The sequence below is a fragment of the Kitasatospora sp. NPDC056731 genome (genome assembly GCF_040687675.1).
In the GTDB taxonomy this organism is placed as follows: Bacteria; Actinomycetota; Actinomycetes; order Streptomycetales; family Streptomycetaceae; genus Kitasatospora.
Map to the genome: position 1 here is coordinate 1 of NZ_JBFBNR010000083.1, position 16994 is coordinate 16994.

The 16994-nt window shown below is 70.9% G+C and carries 8 protein-coding genes and 1 pseudogene; all 9 read right to left on the minus strand.

Translation table 11 applies throughout. The annotated features are described in order from the left end of the window. On the minus strand, positions 1-784 hold a 784-nt coding region (locus AB0R04_RS38210), incomplete at its 3' end, for a transposase (RefSeq protein WP_363378709.1). Between the two features lie 84 nt (positions 785-868). After that, complete coding sequence (locus AB0R04_RS38215) at positions 869-1582, minus strand: ISL3 family transposase (RefSeq protein ID WP_363378711.1); 714 nt, start codon at positions 1580-1582, stop codon at positions 869-871. A 353-nt stretch (positions 1583-1935) separates the two neighbouring features. Next, positions 1936-2067, minus strand: a pseudogene (locus AB0R04_RS38220) (IS30 family transposase); the annotation flags it as partial. Between the two features lie 317 nt (positions 2068-2384). Beyond that, a complete protein-coding gene (locus AB0R04_RS38225; RefSeq protein WP_363378713.1) occupies positions 2385-3557 on the minus strand; it encodes a hypothetical protein in 1173 nt (390 codons plus the stop codon). Between the two features lie 52 nt (positions 3558-3609). Beyond that, positions 3610-4746: a hypothetical protein gene (locus AB0R04_RS38230; protein WP_363378715.1), complete on the minus strand. Its 1137-nt coding sequence runs from the start codon at positions 4744-4746 to the stop codon at positions 3610-3612. Positions 4747-4775: 29 nt separating this feature from the next. Then, entirely contained in the window at positions 4776-8675 is a 3900-nt protein-coding gene (locus AB0R04_RS38235) for a hypothetical protein (RefSeq protein WP_363378717.1), read from the minus strand. A gap of 44 nt (positions 8676-8719) precedes the next feature. Next, positions 8720-11062 (minus strand): hypothetical protein, encoded by a 2343-nt coding sequence (locus AB0R04_RS38240; RefSeq protein ID WP_363378719.1) that lies wholly within the window; start codon positions 11060-11062, stop codon positions 8720-8722. Between the two features lie 3 nt (positions 11063-11065). After that, positions 11066-15478: a DUF6603 domain-containing protein gene (locus AB0R04_RS38245; RefSeq protein ID WP_363378720.1), complete on the minus strand. Its 4413-nt coding sequence runs from the start codon at positions 15476-15478 to the stop codon at positions 11066-11068. Between the two features lie 1041 nt (positions 15479-16519). Continuing rightward, on the minus strand, positions 16520-16891 hold the full coding sequence (locus tag AB0R04_RS38250) for a tyrosine-type recombinase/integrase (protein WP_363378722.1): 372 nt from the start codon (positions 16889-16891) through the stop codon (positions 16520-16522). Positions 16892-16994 lie beyond the last annotated feature (103 nt).

The following is a 16994-nucleotide window of genomic DNA, read 5'->3' on the forward strand; positions in this document are numbered from 1 at the left end:
GCGGGCTCGCCGTCCCGGACACCGCCGAGCAACGAAGGTGGCCGATGGAACTACTCAAATACGCATGATGTTGACAAATCAGATTCCACAGAATGATGCGGTTGACGTGCCCCTCGACCGGGCCGGAGTTCCAGCGGAGCGTGAGGCCGGCCATGACCGCGTCCCAGTCCTTGCGCAGGCCGGTGGCGAACCCACGCAGTTCTGACAGCCCGCTGGCCTGGGCGTCAGCGGTCCACTGTTCGAGTTCCTCCTGGCCCCGGCGGTGGACGAGGATCGAGGCGAACCGCGCGATGAGTTCGCTGGCGTCGTCCAACTCTCGGCAGCGGTGCAGGAGTTCCTTCAGCAGGACGCGGCCGGCCTCGGGGCGGTTGTCGGGGCGGGTGAGGATCAGCTTGGTCACCTCGCGGACCTTGGGGACCGGCGGGTTGGTGGTCGGCTTGGCGTTCTCGCGCAGTCGGTGCACGAAGCGGCGCACGGTGCGCTCGCTGACGGTCAGGCCGCGTTCGGCGAGTTCCCGGTGGAGCCGTAGTGCGCTGTGGCAGCCCTCGTTGAACCGGGCGGTCAAGAAGGCCGCGTGGCCGTCCAGACTGGTCTGTCGCCCGCCGGTGGGCCCCACTCCGATCAGTTCGTCCGCCGTGGCGGCGCGCATGAACTTGCGCGCCGTCTTCGGGTCCAGGCCCAGCTCGGCGACGATCTGGCTGTGCCCCATGCCCTTGTCCATCAGGGCGTGGACGGCGGCGTGACGCTCGCGGGCGCGCTGGGCCAGTCGTCCCTCGGACAGCACTGTCTTGTTCTTCTCCGGCGTGGGCGGGAGCCACTGCGAGCGGAGGCGGGCGACCAGTCGCTCGGTGGCATCACCGAGGTTTTGTCAGAGGTGAAACCTGTCCGCGACCTGCGTCGCGGTGCCGGCACCACGGTTGGCGCCATCGGCGTAGTAGCTGGCCCGGTCCCGGCAGATGACCTCGACGCCGGGGTGCTCGGTGAGCCAGCGGGCCAGGGCGTCGGCGGATCGCTCGGGCAGGACCTCGACCGGGCGGCGGCCCTCGATGTCGATCAGGACGGTGCCGTAGCGGTGGCCCTTGCGCAGGGCGAAGTCGTCGACGCCGAGCACGCGAACCGGGCCGGTCGTCGGGTCCGGCAGCGCGCGGACCAGGCGTATCAGGGCGTCACGGCCGATTCCGACCGCAAGGTGCTCGGTCAGCCGGGCGCCCGCCCGGCCGCCCAGAGCGAGGGCAACAGCCTCGCGGAGCTTGCGCAGCGGCACAGTGCACCGTCCGTACCGGAAGGTCAAGCCGGTGATCTGCTCGGCGAAGGTCCGCTTCCCGCACCCCGAGCTGTCGCAGAAGAACCGGCGGACCCGCAGGTGCAGCACCAGCTCCTGCCCGGAGACCGCGGTGTCGGTGACCCGCCGCTCGTACCCGCTGTGGACCCGCTCGGACCATGCCCCGCAGCCCGGGCAGCTCGCGCCGAGTGTCCGGCCCCGGGCATGAACACGGACCGACCGGCCCGCCGATCTGACCAACTCGACGTGCACCAGCGCGAACTGAGGGAACAGGACGGCCAGAAGATCAGCAACAGGCACCCGTCATGATCGCCAACCGTCACCATCCCCGGGCGGCTTTCACGGAACTCGCGCCAGAGCCTTGCGAGTCCCCGCTGGCGGCCACTTAGATCTGCTGGCCGCTGCTCTGGTTGCTTTGCGTGGCGCAAGCACCGCATCCGCCGCGCCGCTGATCCACGGCACGTCCGTGCTGCCGGGTGACTGAGGCTTGCCGGTCCGTACGGCCGCGGCTCCCGCGGGACCGAGGAACCCTGGCCGTGCCATTCCCCATCGGCCGATCCTGCGGTGCCGCGCCCGCTTCGATCCCTCCGGCCGGACGGCGGCACGAGTACACGCCGTAATCGCGGCGGCGGCCACTTGATTCCCCGGGCGTGGCGCTCGACGAGGGTGCCGATCGCGGAGGCGTTGTCCTTGCCGATGATCAAGTCGCCCTCCCAGTGGCCAGGCACGGCCCGGTCCTCGACCTCGGCTGGTCGTTCGCTGATCATGATTATCGGGGTCGCGAAGCGCGGCCTGCGAGCCGGCCGTGGCGCCACTCACGGCCGGCCCGCAGGTGGACTCCCACGAGCCGGGACGCTTCATTGCTGCTGTATCCCTGCTGCACGAGCCGGAAGTATTCCTTCCGCTCGGCGCGAGGCCTCCTGGGCCCCTGCGGATTCCGGTCCCTGCGGATCTCGAAGTCCATCGCACACCTTGAGCTGGGGTGTTGCGACGACCGTTAGAACCCAAGCCCCAGTGGGGACGGCCGGGGGTTCGGGTCACGTCCGATCTCGCAGGGCAGCCGTGAGGCAGCGGACGGGATCAGCTCAGTGGTGGGGGACTTTCAGAGGCGGACGGGAGGTTCCTGCGGGCCCAGCGGGTGCCAGATCCACTGAGCTTTGCCGTAGGACCTGCCTCCCGTGGCCTTGTTCGGCCATTGTGTCCCGCAATAGATGGTTTCGCCGATCTTGAAGGGCTGGGTTGCGGATCCGGTGTCGTAGGCGGGACCGTTGCTGGCCAGCTGGACAGAGGCGAACAGGAGTTCGCGGCGCGCGGTGCGTACCCAAGCTGCAGCGGCTTGTCCTGCGGGGAGGTCGTGGATCTGCATCCTGACGACGACGATCCCCGGTCCCTGGGCCCGGAATTCGGCTTCCCGGTCACGCACCTCGCCGTCGTCACTCCTCGTCGACTCGAAGAGCAGCACCTCGTCCTGGAGCAGCCCTTCCAGGAGGCCGCGGAAGACGGTGCGCCCGGCGATGTCGAGGTGGCCGATCTCCAGGTCGGGGCGTTCGACCATGACGACGGTGGTCAGGGTGTGGACGAGGGTCTGGCCGCCGGTGGTGACGGTGGCCTGGAGCATGAAGCCGGTGGGGGTGGTCAGCGGTTCGGGGGTGCTCCACTCGCGGACGCTCGAGACGTCCTGGGAGGAGTTGCGGCCCCAGTACATCGTGTAGGCGGCGTCGTTGCTGCCCTCCCAGCGCAGGACGGCCCTCTCGCCGTTGCCCACCATGACCTTGGTCGGGCGGAAGTTGCGGAACACGAACTCGGCCGGGAACTTGGCCACGTCGGTGGGGGTGGTCTTGGTGGTGTAGTCGCCGTCGGTGGGCGAGGTCTCCTCGATGATCTCGATGCCGGCGTTGCCGGCGGCGGTGTTGACCTCGATCTGGGAGACGACCAGGGTCGCCACGCGGCCGGTGAGCGCCGTCGAACGGTTGGGGGTGAACTCGAAGACCCGCCAGGCGCCGTCATCGAAGCCGGGCTTGGGCGACCAGCCCGGGGAGCTGTCCACGCCGGAGCGGAGTGCGTCGCGGTTCTCGGTGAGGTGGGCGGCGCCCGCGCCGATCGGGATGCGGACGGTGATCTTCTTGCAGTAGACCGAGTCGGCGGAGGCGACGCCGGCGGTGATGTTCAGGCGGCCGATGACGACGTCTTTGGCGGTGGAGACGGTCAGGGGGTCGGGGTCCGGTTCGATCTCGAAGGCGAGCAGGGAGTCGGCGGCGGTGACGGTCTGGGACAAGGCGGTCTCCTTCGGTCGGTGTGTCATAGGGGCGGGCACGGGAGCCGGCGGCTCAGGCGACGGGCGACTGCGCGTTGCCGAGCGGGATCCACCAGAACCGGGCGGCACCGTCTGTGACCCCGGCGACGTGGCTGAACGACAGGCGGACGCGCGTGCCCTTCACGATGGGGCACGTTGCCGTGGCCCCCGCGGAAAGTCTGTTCGTCGTGCCGTCGTAGCGCATATATGCCTCGGCGAAGATTTCGCCACTGCGTACTGAAGCAGTGGCTTCCCACCTCGGGCTCAGAATCGCCCGGCCGTGGACCGTGATGAATCCCGAGGCCGCCGCGGTGAACTCGTACGCGGGACCCCCGGGGGCGATCTCGTGGAAAGGCCTGGCGGGCGCGATCTCCATCAGACTGATGTCCCCGTGGAAGTCGGCCCTCCCCCACACGTCCAGCTTGCCGGTGTCCAGGTCGGGGCGTTCAACCATGACGACGGTGGTCAGGGTGTGGACGAGGGTCTGGCCGCCGGTGGTGACACTGGCCTGGAGCATGAAGCCGGTGGGCTCGGTCAGCGGCTCGGGCGTGGACCACTCCCGGACGCTCGTGACGTCCTGGGAGCTGCGGCCCCAGTACATGGTGTACGTGGCACCGGTGCTGCCGTCCCAGCGCAGGACGGCCCTCTCACCGTTGGCAACCATGATCTTGGCCGGGCGGAAGTTGCGGAAGGCGAACTCGGCCGGGAACTTCTGGACGTCGGCGGCGGTGGTCTTGGCGGTGAAGGACCCGTTGGTCGGCGAGGTCTCCTCGATGATCTCGATATCGGCGCTGCCGGCGGTCTTGTTCACCTCGATCTGGGAGATCACGAGGGTGGCGGCGCGATCGGTGACGTTGACGGGGCGGTCGGTGGTGAACTCGAAGACCTGCCAGGTTCCGTCGGCGTAGCCGGGGCGGGCGGTCCACCCGGTCGCGCCGGTGACGGCCGAGGTGAGCGCGGTGCGGTTCTCGGTCAGCTGAGCGGCCCCGGCCCCGATGGGAATCCGAACCTTGACGCTCTTGCAGAACGCGGGGCCGGAGTTCCCGGGGCCGACCGTGATGTCCAGACGGCCGGTCACCGGCTGCGCGGCTGTGGACACCGTCAGGGGGTCGGGGTCCGGTTCGATGGCGAAGCTCAGCAGCGAGCTCGCCGACAGCACCAAAGTGCTCATGGATATCGGAGTCCTGGTTCGTAGGGGCGTCAGTCGCGGGGCTTGAGCTGGAGGTAGCCGGCCCGAGCCTCGGCGACCGGTTCGCCGGGGTACGCGTAGGTGTCGGCCATGGCGATGGGGAACTCCAGCCACTCCGGTACCTCGCCGGCGGCCTCGCGCGGCTCGGCCCAGGTCCAGTCGCCGTGCCAGGCCGCGGGGTGCGGCATGACGATCGAATCCTCCGCGCGCACCGAGGACAGACCGGGGCTGGAGCGGCGGGCGGCCGCGTCCTCCTCCGACACCGGGGGGCGGGCCACGGCCAGCAGCGGGTGCAGCCGGAAGGAGGCCCGGATCCGGGACAGGGAGGCGTGGACGAAGTCCGCGTCCAGGGCCAGGCGGCCGATGGGGAGGATGTCGGTGGTGGCGTGGATGCCGTTGTGCGGGTCCATCAGGACCGTGAGGTGGTGGGTGACGGCGGCTTCGCCGGGCAGGGTGGCCGGCAGGGCCAGGCCCGCGCCGGTGCCGATCGGCTCCAGGTAGGCGTGGGCGCCGGCGGGCTGTTCGGTGTACAGCTTGGTGTAGTTGATCGCCGGGTTGTTCGGGCCGGTCGCCGAGGCGAAGTAGCCGATCAGGCCGTCGGCGACCCGGTCGGAGGAGCCCAGGCGGACCGGCCAGCGGTAGCCGTTCGCGCCCGGGTAGTCCTGCTCGGAGGCGGTGTCCACCGAGGCGGTGCCGGCGACCACGCCGTCCGAGGGCGGCACCGGGGCGGTGGCCCAGCCCGGGTCGGTCAGCGGCAGGCCCTGGAGGTCGATGGCCAGGTCGGCGGCGACCAGCGCCACCGGGCGGCCGATCAGCCGGGAGGGGACCGCGTCGTCCTGGGACGCCGGGTCGACCATGGTGTCCAGGGCGCTGTCGATGGTGTCCAGCAGGGCCCGGAACGCCACGTGCGGTGTGGGCTGCTCGCGCAGGCCCTTGATGAAGTCGGCCAGGCGCGGGTAGGCGGTGGTGAAGCCGTCCGAGGCCGGGTCCGGGTGCGGGGAGTGCGGCAGTGGGTTCCACGCGATGGTGTCGTCCGTGTTCAGGACCCTCAGCTCGCCCAGCGGCGAGCCGTCCGGGGCGTAGACCATCAGGGTCTGGTCCAGGTGGTTCACCAGCAGCCAGCCGCCGACCGGGGAGGCGGGGGTCCCGGCGGTGCGGGCGGTGGCGATGCCGAAACCGGCCGTGCCGTCCGCGGCGGACACGCCGGACAGCCGCACCCGGGCCGGCTGGAGCAGCCGCGGCGGCAGCTGGACGAACCGCTGCACGCCGACCGGGTCCGGGTACAGCGGCTTGCCCGCGTCCGGCAGGACGCTGGCGGCGCGGATCGGCGGGAACCGGTTGTAGTACGTGGGGTTGGTCAGGTCCACGACCCGGCCGAACCGGTCCACGATCCGCAGGTCCATGAAGAAGAACTGACCGGCGCGGACCGGCTGGAAGGTGTCGTCGTTCTCCTCGCCGTCCAGGTGCCCGCTGGGCGAGGGGACCGTCGGCGCGTCACCGAGCAGTGGCTTCAACTCGGCCGGGATCTCGACCCGGGAGCGCTGCGGGCGCGCGCCGCCGTCCTGGGTCAGCAGCCAGGCGTGGAAGCCGTCCAGGGTCTGCGACAGCATGTCCAGGTCGGCCAGGTCCTCGCGGAGCTGCCGGACGCCCAGCGTCTCGGCGTCCGGATACGTGGCCAGGTAGCGGTCCAGCTGCTTCTCCGCGACGTAGCGCACGGTCGGGGCTAGGAAGGAGCGGCCGCGGAAGATGCGGCGCCGCGCGGAGGACTCGTCCGTGGCAGCGGAGCCGGTGCCCTTCCAGGCGTAGATGTCCCCGTCGAAGGTCCAGTGCTCGGTGGTGCCGGTGCGGAACGGCGTGGGGACGTACCGCACGTCCCACTGGAGGTACATCGGCAGCCACGGCTGCTGCCAGAACGCCGTGTACTCGGCCAGGGTGCCGACCGGGACGTTGGAGCCGGGGTAGGCGATCGCGTTGTGCAGCGAGGTGGGGCCGGGGGCGCTGTCCGGGGTCCAGGCCGCTTTGTCCAGCAGCGAGAACTCCGCGAGCAGGGACTTCAGCAGCGGCTGGATCGCCGCGGGGAAGCCGGTCAGGTTCGGGGCCGGCGGGTCGGTCGGCGCGGTGGTGTCCGTGCCGCCGATCTTCAGCTTGGTGACCAGGGCGGCGGCCAGGCGCACCGGGAGCGGGGTGTCGCGGGTCAGCGGGTCGCCGACGTTGGCGCCCTCGATGAGGACCACCGGGTCGGCCGGGGTGTAGTAGTTCTCGGCCATCTCCCGCTGGAGCACGGTGTTCTCGGGGAGCTCGATCCTCTGGGCGGCCAGGTAGGCGGCGATCGCCGCTTCCAGCTCCTCGGGGGTGTCGCCGTGCGGCAGGTCCTTGGACAGCTCCGCGACCTTGTCGTACTGGGTCTTGGTGAGCTTGGCGATGGACGGCTTGCCGTCGGGGCTGGCCGCCGGGTCCAGCTGGGCGTCGGCCAGGGCGTCGAAGCCGGGGGCGTGCTGGCCCTCGCGCGGGGCCCGGTTCTTGAGGAACCACAGGGTCCAGGTGCGCCACTGGAGGCTGCGCAGCTTCGGCAGCTCGGCGTCGTAGCCGGCCTGCTGGACGTTCAGCGCGGTCAGCCAGGCCGGGTCGGCGGCCAGGGCGGCACGGCGGGCGGCGGCGGTGCCGGGGACGCCGAGGGCGCCCTCGCCGTCGCCGAAGCCGTCGGGGCGGCGCTCGGCCAGCCGCCAGGTGTAGCCGGCCTCGTGCCCGGCGAACCAGGTGCTGCGCAGCGCCTCGTCGAGCTCGTCGTCGCCGCCGGGGGCGTCGAAGGTGTCGATGGTGCCGTGGAAGAGGGCTGAGATCAGGTTCGCGGTGTCCGCGGTGCCGGTCTGGTGGGCGGTCATGGCGGCGGCGGCGTCGCCGACGCTGTGTCCGACCGAGACCTTGATCGGGTTGTTCGCGTCGTCCGGGTCCGGCTTGTCCGACGGCGGCTGGTAGTTGCGCTGCTTCCAGGTGACGCCGAGGGCGTGGCCGACGTACAGGGTGTTCTGCAGCGTGTCCGGGACGGAGTCCGGCAGCGCCCACTCCAGCGCCTCCAGGATCGCCGCCGGGTCGGTGCGGTCCGGCGGCAGGAGGCCGGGGATGTCCAGGGCCTGGGCCAGGATGTCGGCGGGCTGCTCGGAATACCAGCCGATCGCCAGGTAGGACAGGCGGTTGTCCGGCGGGTAGGTGTCGACCACGCCGTCCATCAGGTCGGTGAGGTCGTCGTGGAAGGAGAAGACGCCTTTGTGGTAGGGCTCGTAGGCGGCGAACGCCGGCAGACCGGGGCCGACCGCGGTCAGGAACGGCCCGCCAGCCGGGCGGCCCGGGTCGGACCAGGGGGTGTCGGTGACGTCGGTGACGAAGCTCAGGAACGTGGTGTCCTGGGTCTGCGGGTCGCGCAGTCGCGGCACTTTCAGCTCGGCGTAGTTGTCGGGCAGGTTCGGGTAGTCGGACTCCAGGTAGTCGCTGTGGACCAGCCAGCCCTTGGCGTGGACCGTGTTCCGGTTCGACGGCGTGGCCTGGCCCTTGGGGTCGAAGTAGCGCACGACCAGCCACCGGTTGGGCACCAGCGGGAAGGTGGTGACCTCGCTCTTCTCGTCGTAGTGCCCGGCGGCCAGGGCCTCGGGGAACTGCCATTGCAGGTGCACGCCGAAGTCGACGCGCTCCTCAGCGCCCTGCCCGGCCGGCGGCTCCGGGGACAAGCCCTCGTCGAGCATCAGCTCGTAGTCCGCTTTCCAGCGGGAGAACGGGCCGCCGGCGGAGTTCACCGCGTCGTTGGAGACCAGGGCGTGCAGGCGGATCGGGACGAACAGGTCCGTGCTGTTCTGGACGGTGTTCTCCGGTTCGGCGTTCTGGATCTCGGTGTTCTGGGGCTTTGCGGCGTCGGTCATGTCGGTGTTCTCCTGGTTTCCCTGGTCCTGGTTTCCGGTCCTGGTCACGAGCCCGAGCCGGGCAGCAGCCACTGCGCCAGCGGCGCGTTGACCAGCTGTACGGCGAGCTGGGACGGATACAGGTCGGGGAGTGAGTGGGCTCCGGCGAGTGCTTTGACCAGGCCGTCGTCTCCCGTCAGGTGCAGGACGTCGCGCTCCCCGCCCTCCTGGGCGGCCGGGCGCAGGTACGTGGAGAAGACCGTGTCCGGGCCGGAGTCGGGGAAGTAGGTGCCGAGCGAGGCGCCCAGCTCGACGGACTGGTCGGTTTCGAGCTGCCGCAGCCCGACCACCGCGCGGCCGTCACCCGGGTGGACGTCGACGCCGAAGTGGATGCCCTCGCTGGGCTCGCGGATCAGCACGCTGTCCGGGACGTCGTCGAACAGGACCAACAGCATGTCGGAGGCCACCGGCTCACGCCGGAGCTCGCGGATGGTCGGCCCGTCCGGGCCGGAGCCCTTCTTGGCCACGAGCACCATGTCCGGCCAGGCCGGGACCAGCGCCGAGCGGATCAGCATTCCGGCGGCCGGGTAGCCGGAGCGGTCCCCGGTCCGGGTCGCGGCCCGCAGGGAGGAGTCGCAGAAGGTGTCCAGCGAGGTGTGCACGGCTACGTCCCGGGCCCCGGCCAGCAGCGCGTCGATCCAGGTCGGGTCGACCCGGAACAGCCGCAGCGACTCCTCCGGCAGCATCCGGAAGTCCGGCACCAGATAGGAGAAGGGCACTGATTTCAGGACCCTAAGCTCGGCGAGCCGGTCCTCCAGCGCGTCGGCCCGCTGGGACGCCACCGACAGCAGCGTCGCGGCCTGCACACCGGCGGACAACGTCGCGCGGGTCTCGGCGCGGCTCAGCTTGACCGGCGGAGCGGCCAGCGCGACGGCCTCGGCCGGCGGCTGCGGAGCGGCCAGCGCCTCGGTCAGCGTCCGGCCGCCCCGGTTCGCCGCCAGGCGGGCCAGGGCGCTGAGGCCGTAGGCGGTGCCGTCGCCGGAGAACGCGGACGCGGCGATGCCGTTCGCGGCGGCGGAGGCCAGCGCCGCCGAGCGCACCGGGTCGTGCGCCACGGTCATCATCCGCACCGCGGTGTTCGCCAGCTCCCGGCGCGCCCGGGTCACCTCCTTGCCGTACGAGGGGTCGGCCAGGCCGACGGTCCGGCCCAGGGTCCAGGCGGCGGCGTAGGAGACGTCGAAGACGCCGTAGGTCTGGTCGTAGACCAGCGCGAAGTCGGCGGTGGTGTGCGCCTTCGACGTGTCCAGGTCGCTGACCTCCTGCGCGGTCAGCGGCGTGAACGGGCCCCGGTACCAGGCGTAGGTGTGCTCGCCGGTGATCGGCCGGTGCGGCACCGGCACGCAGCCCAGCCGCAGCCGCTCCAGCGCGTACGCCTCATCGGCGCTCGGGTTCGCCGGGGCCGCGGCCGGCTTCGGCATGCGCAGCGCCAGCTTCTCCGCGGTGGTGTCGCCCGTGCCGTCCGGGTCCACCAGGTTCGCCAGGATCCCGGCCGCGTCGAACGCCGCCGCCGGGTCGTTCCGGAACGACCACGACCACAGCGACGCCAGCCGCACGAACTCCACCGGCGAGGACAGCGACCCGTCCAGACACGTGTCGAAGCCCTCCAGCGACACCAGGTGCACCGCGTAGTCGCCCTCTTCACGCGCGAACCGGTTCGCGGTCACCACGCTGAACGTGCCCTTGATCAGGATCTCGCCGTCGGCCATCAGCTTCGGCTCGTCCACGTCCCGGACATGCGCCAGGTAGTAGAGCTCCGACTCGCGCGGCACGACCGCGTTGAACACCTCCACCGGCACGTCGATGGTCCGGCAGTTGCCGGCCAGCACCGTGGGGTCCTCCAGCCCCGGCATGGACGGGCCGAGGATCTCATCGTCCGTCCTGGCGAGCAGATCCTCCACGGTCCGCTCGGTGGTCAGCGCCAGGCCCTCCGGGTCGTGCGGCAGCTCACCGGCCCGGAAGACCAGCAGCGCCAACCACGGCGGCCGCTTCTCCATCAGCGGCGCCGGCTCCTCCGAGTGCTTGAGCTCCCGCTCCCACGGCAGGTACTCGCGGGTCAGGGTGATGTGCGGCAGCACGTGCCCGAAGTCGCCGTCCGCGCCGCGCGCCGGGTAGACCGCCTGCACGGTCGCGCCGTCGAGCATGAACTGCGGCGCCTTGACCTCGAACTCCTCGGCGGGGGTGGGCAGCGGCTCGGGGACGGTGATGTCACCGTTGCCGTCTTCGAGGACGTGCTCCAGTTCGATCCGGTAGACGCCGGCGGTCGCGGCCGGCTGCATGTAGTCGATGAAGGTGACGTTCAGCAGTTCCTGGGACGCCTGGGTGCCCGCGGGGGCGCGTCGGGTGGCCATGGGTCAGCTCGCCATCGTCGTCGGGAGCACCAGCGGTGCGTCGGTCAGGGTGGTCTGCGCGCGGGACGCGTACTTGGCCAGCGAGCCGTCGGCGCCGGGGCCGTAGCCCCAGGCGCCCAGGGCGGTGTGGACGGCGCTGCGCTTGGTCCTCACCTCGGCCGCGGCCAGGGTGTCGGCGATGATCCTCGGGTTGTCGGCGGCGGCCGGGACCGGGCCGGCCGGGGCCGAGGGGCGCAGCGGGGTGTCCCCTTCCGGCAGCGTCTCCGCGCCCAGGGCCTTGGTGCTGATCGGGCCGACCTGCTCGTCGGCGGTCTCCGGCTCGGGGATCTCGATGCGCAGGCCGACCAGGTGGCCGGGGATCAGGCCCTCGCCGAGGCTCGGGTTGCCGGGCGCGCCCCACTGCGCGCTGGGCATGTCGCGCTTGATCTGGGTGATCGTCCAGTCGTAGTCCTGCCACTCGAAGATGTCGCCGTTGCGCTTGATGACGATCCGGTGCTCGGAGGTCAGGTTCGTCTTGCCCATCGGGCGGATGTCGATGGTCTGGCCGGCCTCGCCGTACTGCTTGCCGTTGACGAAGGTCTTCGACGCCGGGATCGCCGAGACGGTCTCCATGACGAACCCGGCGGCGGTGATCGCGGTCGGGGCCTTCTGGGCGGCGCGGGCGGCCAGCTCGGCCGGGTCGATGTCCGGGAGCAGGCCCTCCAGCGGGGTGATGGCCAGCGGGTCGGGCAGCTGTTGGCGGAACTCCTGCCAGTTCTGGGCCGGCAGCGAGGGCCGGGAGGCGCCGAAGCCGAAGCTGAAGCTGACGAACCAGACGCTGACGGAGGCCCGGCCGCCCAGCGGCGGGGTCCAAAGGTCGATGCCGACGCCGACCTCGATGGACACCCGGACCTTCACGAACCAGACCTTGATGGTGAACGCGACGCCGATGCGGACGCCGACGCTCACCTCCAGGTAGAAGGGGTTCCACTGGAGCAGAGCGTCGACGTAGGCGGTGAACCAGGCCGACAGCAGGCCCTTCTCGTACTTGGCCTCCAGCCGGCCGCCGGCCATGATCGCGTTCGGGGTGAGCGCCGCGTACATCTGGGCGCTGACCCGGATGTTGTTGTCCGGGGACCAGACGAAGCCCAGCCGGGCCGGGTTCGGGTAGCGGGCGGGCCGGTTGGTGTAGGAGGGGTGGTAGCCGCCAGCGGTGATGACGAAGTCGCCCTTGTTGTCCCCGCCGGTCCACAGGTAGACGGCGATGCCGCCGGTGAGCCGCGCGGACTCGTGGAACACGTACGAGCCGTCGGCCAGGGCCACGTCCATGGACAGCAGGCCCTTGCGGTCCTCGTAGCCCAGGCGGACGTCGATGTTGACCTTGGCCAGGACCTTGCGGCCGGCGGCGGCGTTCTTCGGGAACGTGACCGAGGTACGGCCCAGCAGCATCACGGCCAGCTCGTTGCCGAACTTCACCACGGCCAGGGCGCGGGCCTGGATGAACTTGAAGGAGGTGAACTGGAGGCCGAGCGCGCCCCAGTAGGCACCGGACTCCGGACGCATCCAGGCGTCCGGGCCCATCAGCATCTCCATGATCTCCTCCGGCGTCGGCGCGCCAGTGCCGGTCAGGCGTCGGACCAGGGGGAATTCGCCGACCTCGTCGATCGCGGGGATCCGGATGTCGTTGTTGACGCCGAAGCCGCCGGAGATCCCGGTGACGCTGAAGGCCGGCGGGCCGAACAGGGCCACGTCGCCGACGCCGCCGGCCTCGCCGAACAGGAACAGCGAGGACCAGCCCTGCCTGCTGCGGGCGTAGCTGCCCATCGCGGTCATGGCGAAGAACTTGGCCTCGACCACGACTGAGCCGCCGAGCAGGACGGAGTAGTCCGGGTCGACGCGGTTCTCGAAGGCGCCCGCGATGCTCAGCGGGGGCTTGTCCATGCGCAGGGCCGCGCCGCCCAGGACCGGCTTGGAGCCGGCTTCGGCGGCGGTGGCCGCGGTGGCCGCGCCGAGGGTGCCGGTGCTGATCCCGAAGCCCAGGCCCAGCAGGGAGAAGGTGACCGGGCCGACCATGAGGGTGGCGTCGAAGGACACGAAGACGCGGCCGTCGGCGTAGCCCAGGGCGATGCGCTTGAGGCGCAGCGGGCCGATGGCCAGGTCGAGGTCGTAGGCGGCGTCGAAGCCCTGGACGCGGTTGCGGGCCGGCAGGTTGCCGCCGCCCCGGCGGTTCCAGATCTCCAGGACCAGCGGGTCCTGCTCGGCGCCGCCGATGCCGTAGGACAGGGTGACGCAGAGCCCTGACAGATCGATCTCGGGGAAGACCGGCATCGCGGCGGTGATCGAGGTGTCGAGGGCGGCCAGGTCGGTGGAGACGGTGGCGACGTCGCCGGACACAGTGGCGGTGAGCTGGGCCGGGGCCTGCGCGGTCGTCGCGGGCGCGGGAGCCGAGGCGGTGTCGATCTGCCCGAACGCCGCCGCGCCGAAGCCGCCGACCTCGCCCAGGAGGTCGTTCGCGGCCGCGGCCGCCGCCGTGTCCCAGCCGGACGAGGTCAGGGCGAATCCGAGGCCCAACAGGGACACGTCGTACTCGGCGGGGATCAGGTCGCCGACCATCGGCAGCTGTTTGGTCGAGGCGGTGACGTTCAGCCGGGCCGCCGCGCCGTACTTGCGGTCCACGGCCGCGAACGCCCACGAGGTGTAGCCGGCCGAGGCGGCGAGGGCCGAGCGCTTCGCGCCCGGCTCGTGCCACAGCACCAGCGAGTCCAGGCTCGGCAGCAGGGCCTGCGGGGTGTCGGCCGGGCCGGTCAGGCCGAGGGCGGTCAGCAGGCTGAGGCTCTCCAGCGGCGGCTCGGCGCCGATCTTCTCCCACTTGGCGGCCAGCCACGTGCCGTCGGCGCCGGTGGTGGACTGGACGGTGAAGCGCATCGTCTTCTTCTCGGACAGCACCAGCTCCAGGACACCGGACACGGCCTTGTCGCCGCCGCTGGCCGCGAGGTGCAGTTCCAGGCGGGCGGCCTTCTCGCCGAGGACGACGCTGCTGACCAAGACCACTTCGGCGTTGCGCTGGTCGTCGAAGGCGACGTACAGCTCCTCGACGATCAGGTCATCGACGAAGGCAGGCGGGGAGATGCCCAGGGCGGCGAAGACGTCAGCGGGGCGGATGCCCAGACCCTGGGCGTGGAATGACCAGGCGCCGGGGTTGTCGCCGGTCGCGCCGGTCCAGGTGCCGGTGACGTCGAGCGTGCCGCCCTCGCCGATGCGCCACTGTGCGGTGACCGAGCCCTCGGTGGCGCCGAAGTCCGCCACGGTCAGGGTCACGTCCGTCAGTTCGACGCGGTCGCCGCCGACCTTCCAAGCGTTCTGGAGGGTCGAGGAGAAGGCGTAGCCGCGGGCCGGCGGCGCGTTCAGGTCGCCGTCGATCGTCAGGGTGCTGACCATCGCCTCCGGCGGGAGGCCCATGCCCGAGGGGATCGGCAGCTCAGCCAGCGGGAACGGCTCGGCGAGCAGGCCGCTGATCGTCTTCTCCGGGTAGGCGACGGCCACGTCGACCAGGACCTTGTTGCCGAGCCGGACCTGGCCGGCGGCCCCGGCGACCAGGGTCGGTGAGGCGCTGAGCGGGTTCTCGACCTGGAACGTGGCGGCCAGGTCGTGGATCTTCAGGACGCCAGGGATGGCGTCCCAGTCGATGCCCAGGGAGACCGTCATCCGGGCTTCCTGCCAGTCGTAGTCGACGGCCTGCGAGCCCTGTGATCCCTGGGCGTGCTTCGGCAGGAACTTGATGCCCAGGCCGGTCAGCGCGAGCGCCACCGCCGAGGGCAGGTCGGGCGGCGGCTTGAAGTCGCCGGGGTTCAGATCGGCGAAGTCCAGCAGGTCGTCCAGGCTGTCCAGGGGCACGTCCGGGAAGGTGCCGGTGACGGACCACGACTGGCCGGCGCCGAGGGGGGCGTAGCCCCAGACGTACGGCTTGGGGTCGGCCTCGGCGTTCGGGAAGTCCAGCTCCACGCCGAAGCCGAGCCGGGCCTGCGTGCCGCCGCCAGCGGCCTTGGGCTCGGCGCCGAAGACGAGGTGCAGCGTGCCGAGGCCGATCTTCGCCAGGGCGGCCGGGACTTCCTTCACCTCGTCGGGCAGGCCTTCGCCCTCCGGGAGCGTGGCGTCCACCCGGAGGCCGGCGACGTTCTCCCACTCGGCGTCGGGGAGGAAGAACAGCCGGGCGCGCGTGGTCACCTTCGAAGCCAGCTTGACGGTACCGCTCACGATCAGGCGGTCCAGGTCCACGGTGACGTCGCTGACCGGGATCTTGTCGGCCGGCAGGTCGACGAAGCGTTTGAAGAAGTCGAGGACGTCCCCGAAGCCGAGGTCGATCGGCCCGATCTGGAACGAACCTTCGCCTTGGGCCAATTCCAGGGCCTTGCGAAGGTCGCTGACGGAAAGAGGCATGGCTGTATCAGCCCTCCTGGCTCGGGAACAGCGAGAACCCACCGGCGGGGCGGTGTGAGGTGGCGGGGGCAAGGCGTAGCCAACCCGAGAGGCGGCCATCTAACTTTGTGAACCTACCGTCTCACGCTGGGTGAGGTGAGGGCTTTCGTGAAAACGGGTGAGCTCTCGTCATTCCACTGTCGCCGGTTCCTAGGGGGACCCAGCCTGCTGGTGACCGTGTGTGATCCCCGGCCGCGTCGCGGCTCCGTGTTCCGCCGGTCTCGTCGAGTAGGCGGGTGTTGGTCTTGTCGTGGTGGCCGAGGGCGTCAGCGACGACGGGTGTGGGCATCTCAAGGAGTTGCTGCCGGATGGCGGCGCCGCGGGCGGCAGCGATTGGGACACCGACCTTGTTGAGGAGCGCAGAGAGGTAGTCGGGGCGGAAGGGCTGTCCCGCTCGACGGCCGGGGAAGAGCCAGGGAGACGCTTTATTGTGGCGGGTTCACGTTGTCACGGTCGGCGATGTGGTTCGGGCAGCAGGGAAGCGGCCGGCTCTGGGACGGGTGAGGCCGGTTCCCCGAGCCGAGAAGTAGTGCTTCTCCTTCGTGGACGATGTCGTTGACGGTGAGCCGCCGAGCGCCTGTTCATTGATGCCCCGGGTGATTACGACACACTGCGGGCCCTGGTCGGCAACCAGACGCTTGACCCGGACCGCGGCGCCTCGGACGGGACTGACTGGGAGGCCCTGGGGACGGAGCTGGGCGAGCTGTCCGACTGGCGCCCGATCGGCGAGAAGTACTGGGATGCCCCTGAGCCGTGGAAGTGGCTGGAGATCGTTCGCGACATCCAGTACAGACTTGTGACCCTCCGCCGCTCTACTCCGTAACGATCACTCGCCCGGTGCGGTGTGAACGGTCAGCGGCCGGCGTGCTGACCGTCCACACCGCGCTGTGCGGAACCCGCTGCGGGCAGCCAGCTCCTGCGGCCCAGAAGCCACCCGCTTCAGGAGGCCAACCAGGTGTCAGCTCGTCCGTCCCGAGGAGGGGGCACCGGTCGCGGCTACCGCTACGCCGCCAGCGGCATCCCGTCATCGCTGTCCGGGAGGGCTCGGAGCCGGCTTGCCTGGGCCCGGTTGAGGGCTCGGGCGAGGGCGTTGACGGCCTGGTCGGCGGAGTCCTTGAAGAGGTGGCCGTAGAGGTTGATCGTGGTCGCCAGGGTGGCGTGGCGGAGGGTCTTGGAGACGATCGCGAGGGGGATGCCTTCGGCGATCATGATGCTGGCCGCGGTGTGGCGCAGGTCGTGCAGCCTGATCTTCGGGAGTCCGTGTTCGGCGGTGCGTTTGCGGAGCTGGTCGAGGACCCACTGGGGCCGCAGGGGCGATCCGTCCGCGTGGGCGAAGACGAGGCCTTCCATGCGGCCGTTGGGGTGGGCGGTCATCTGGAGGTTGAGGTTCCCCCGAGGTGTGGAAGGTTGCGGGACATGGCCTGATTGGCCGTGAGAAGGGAGCCTCTGCCATGGCTGCACCGATGAAGTACCTGCC

Excerpts from the sequence above, each read along its gene's own strand:
- AB0R04_RS38230 (WP_363378715.1), bottom strand. The coding sequence starts at position 4,746 with ATGAGCACTTTGGTGCTGTCGGCGAGCTCGCTGCTGAGCTTCGCCATC.
- AB0R04_RS38235 (WP_363378717.1), bottom strand. The coding sequence starts at position 8,675 with ATGACCGACGCCGCAAAGCCCCAGAACACCGAGATCCAGAACGCCGAA.
- AB0R04_RS38240 (WP_363378719.1), bottom strand. The coding sequence starts at position 11,062 with ATGGCCACCCGACGCGCCCCCGCGGGCACCCAGGCGTCCCAGGAACTG.
- AB0R04_RS38245 (WP_363378720.1), bottom strand. The coding sequence starts at position 15,478 with ATGCCTCTTTCCGTCAGCGACCTTCGCAAGGCCCTGGAATTGGCCCAA.
- AB0R04_RS38250 (WP_363378722.1), bottom strand. The coding sequence starts at position 16,891 with ATGACCGCCCACCCCAACGGCCGCATGGAAGGCCTCGTCTTCGCCCAC.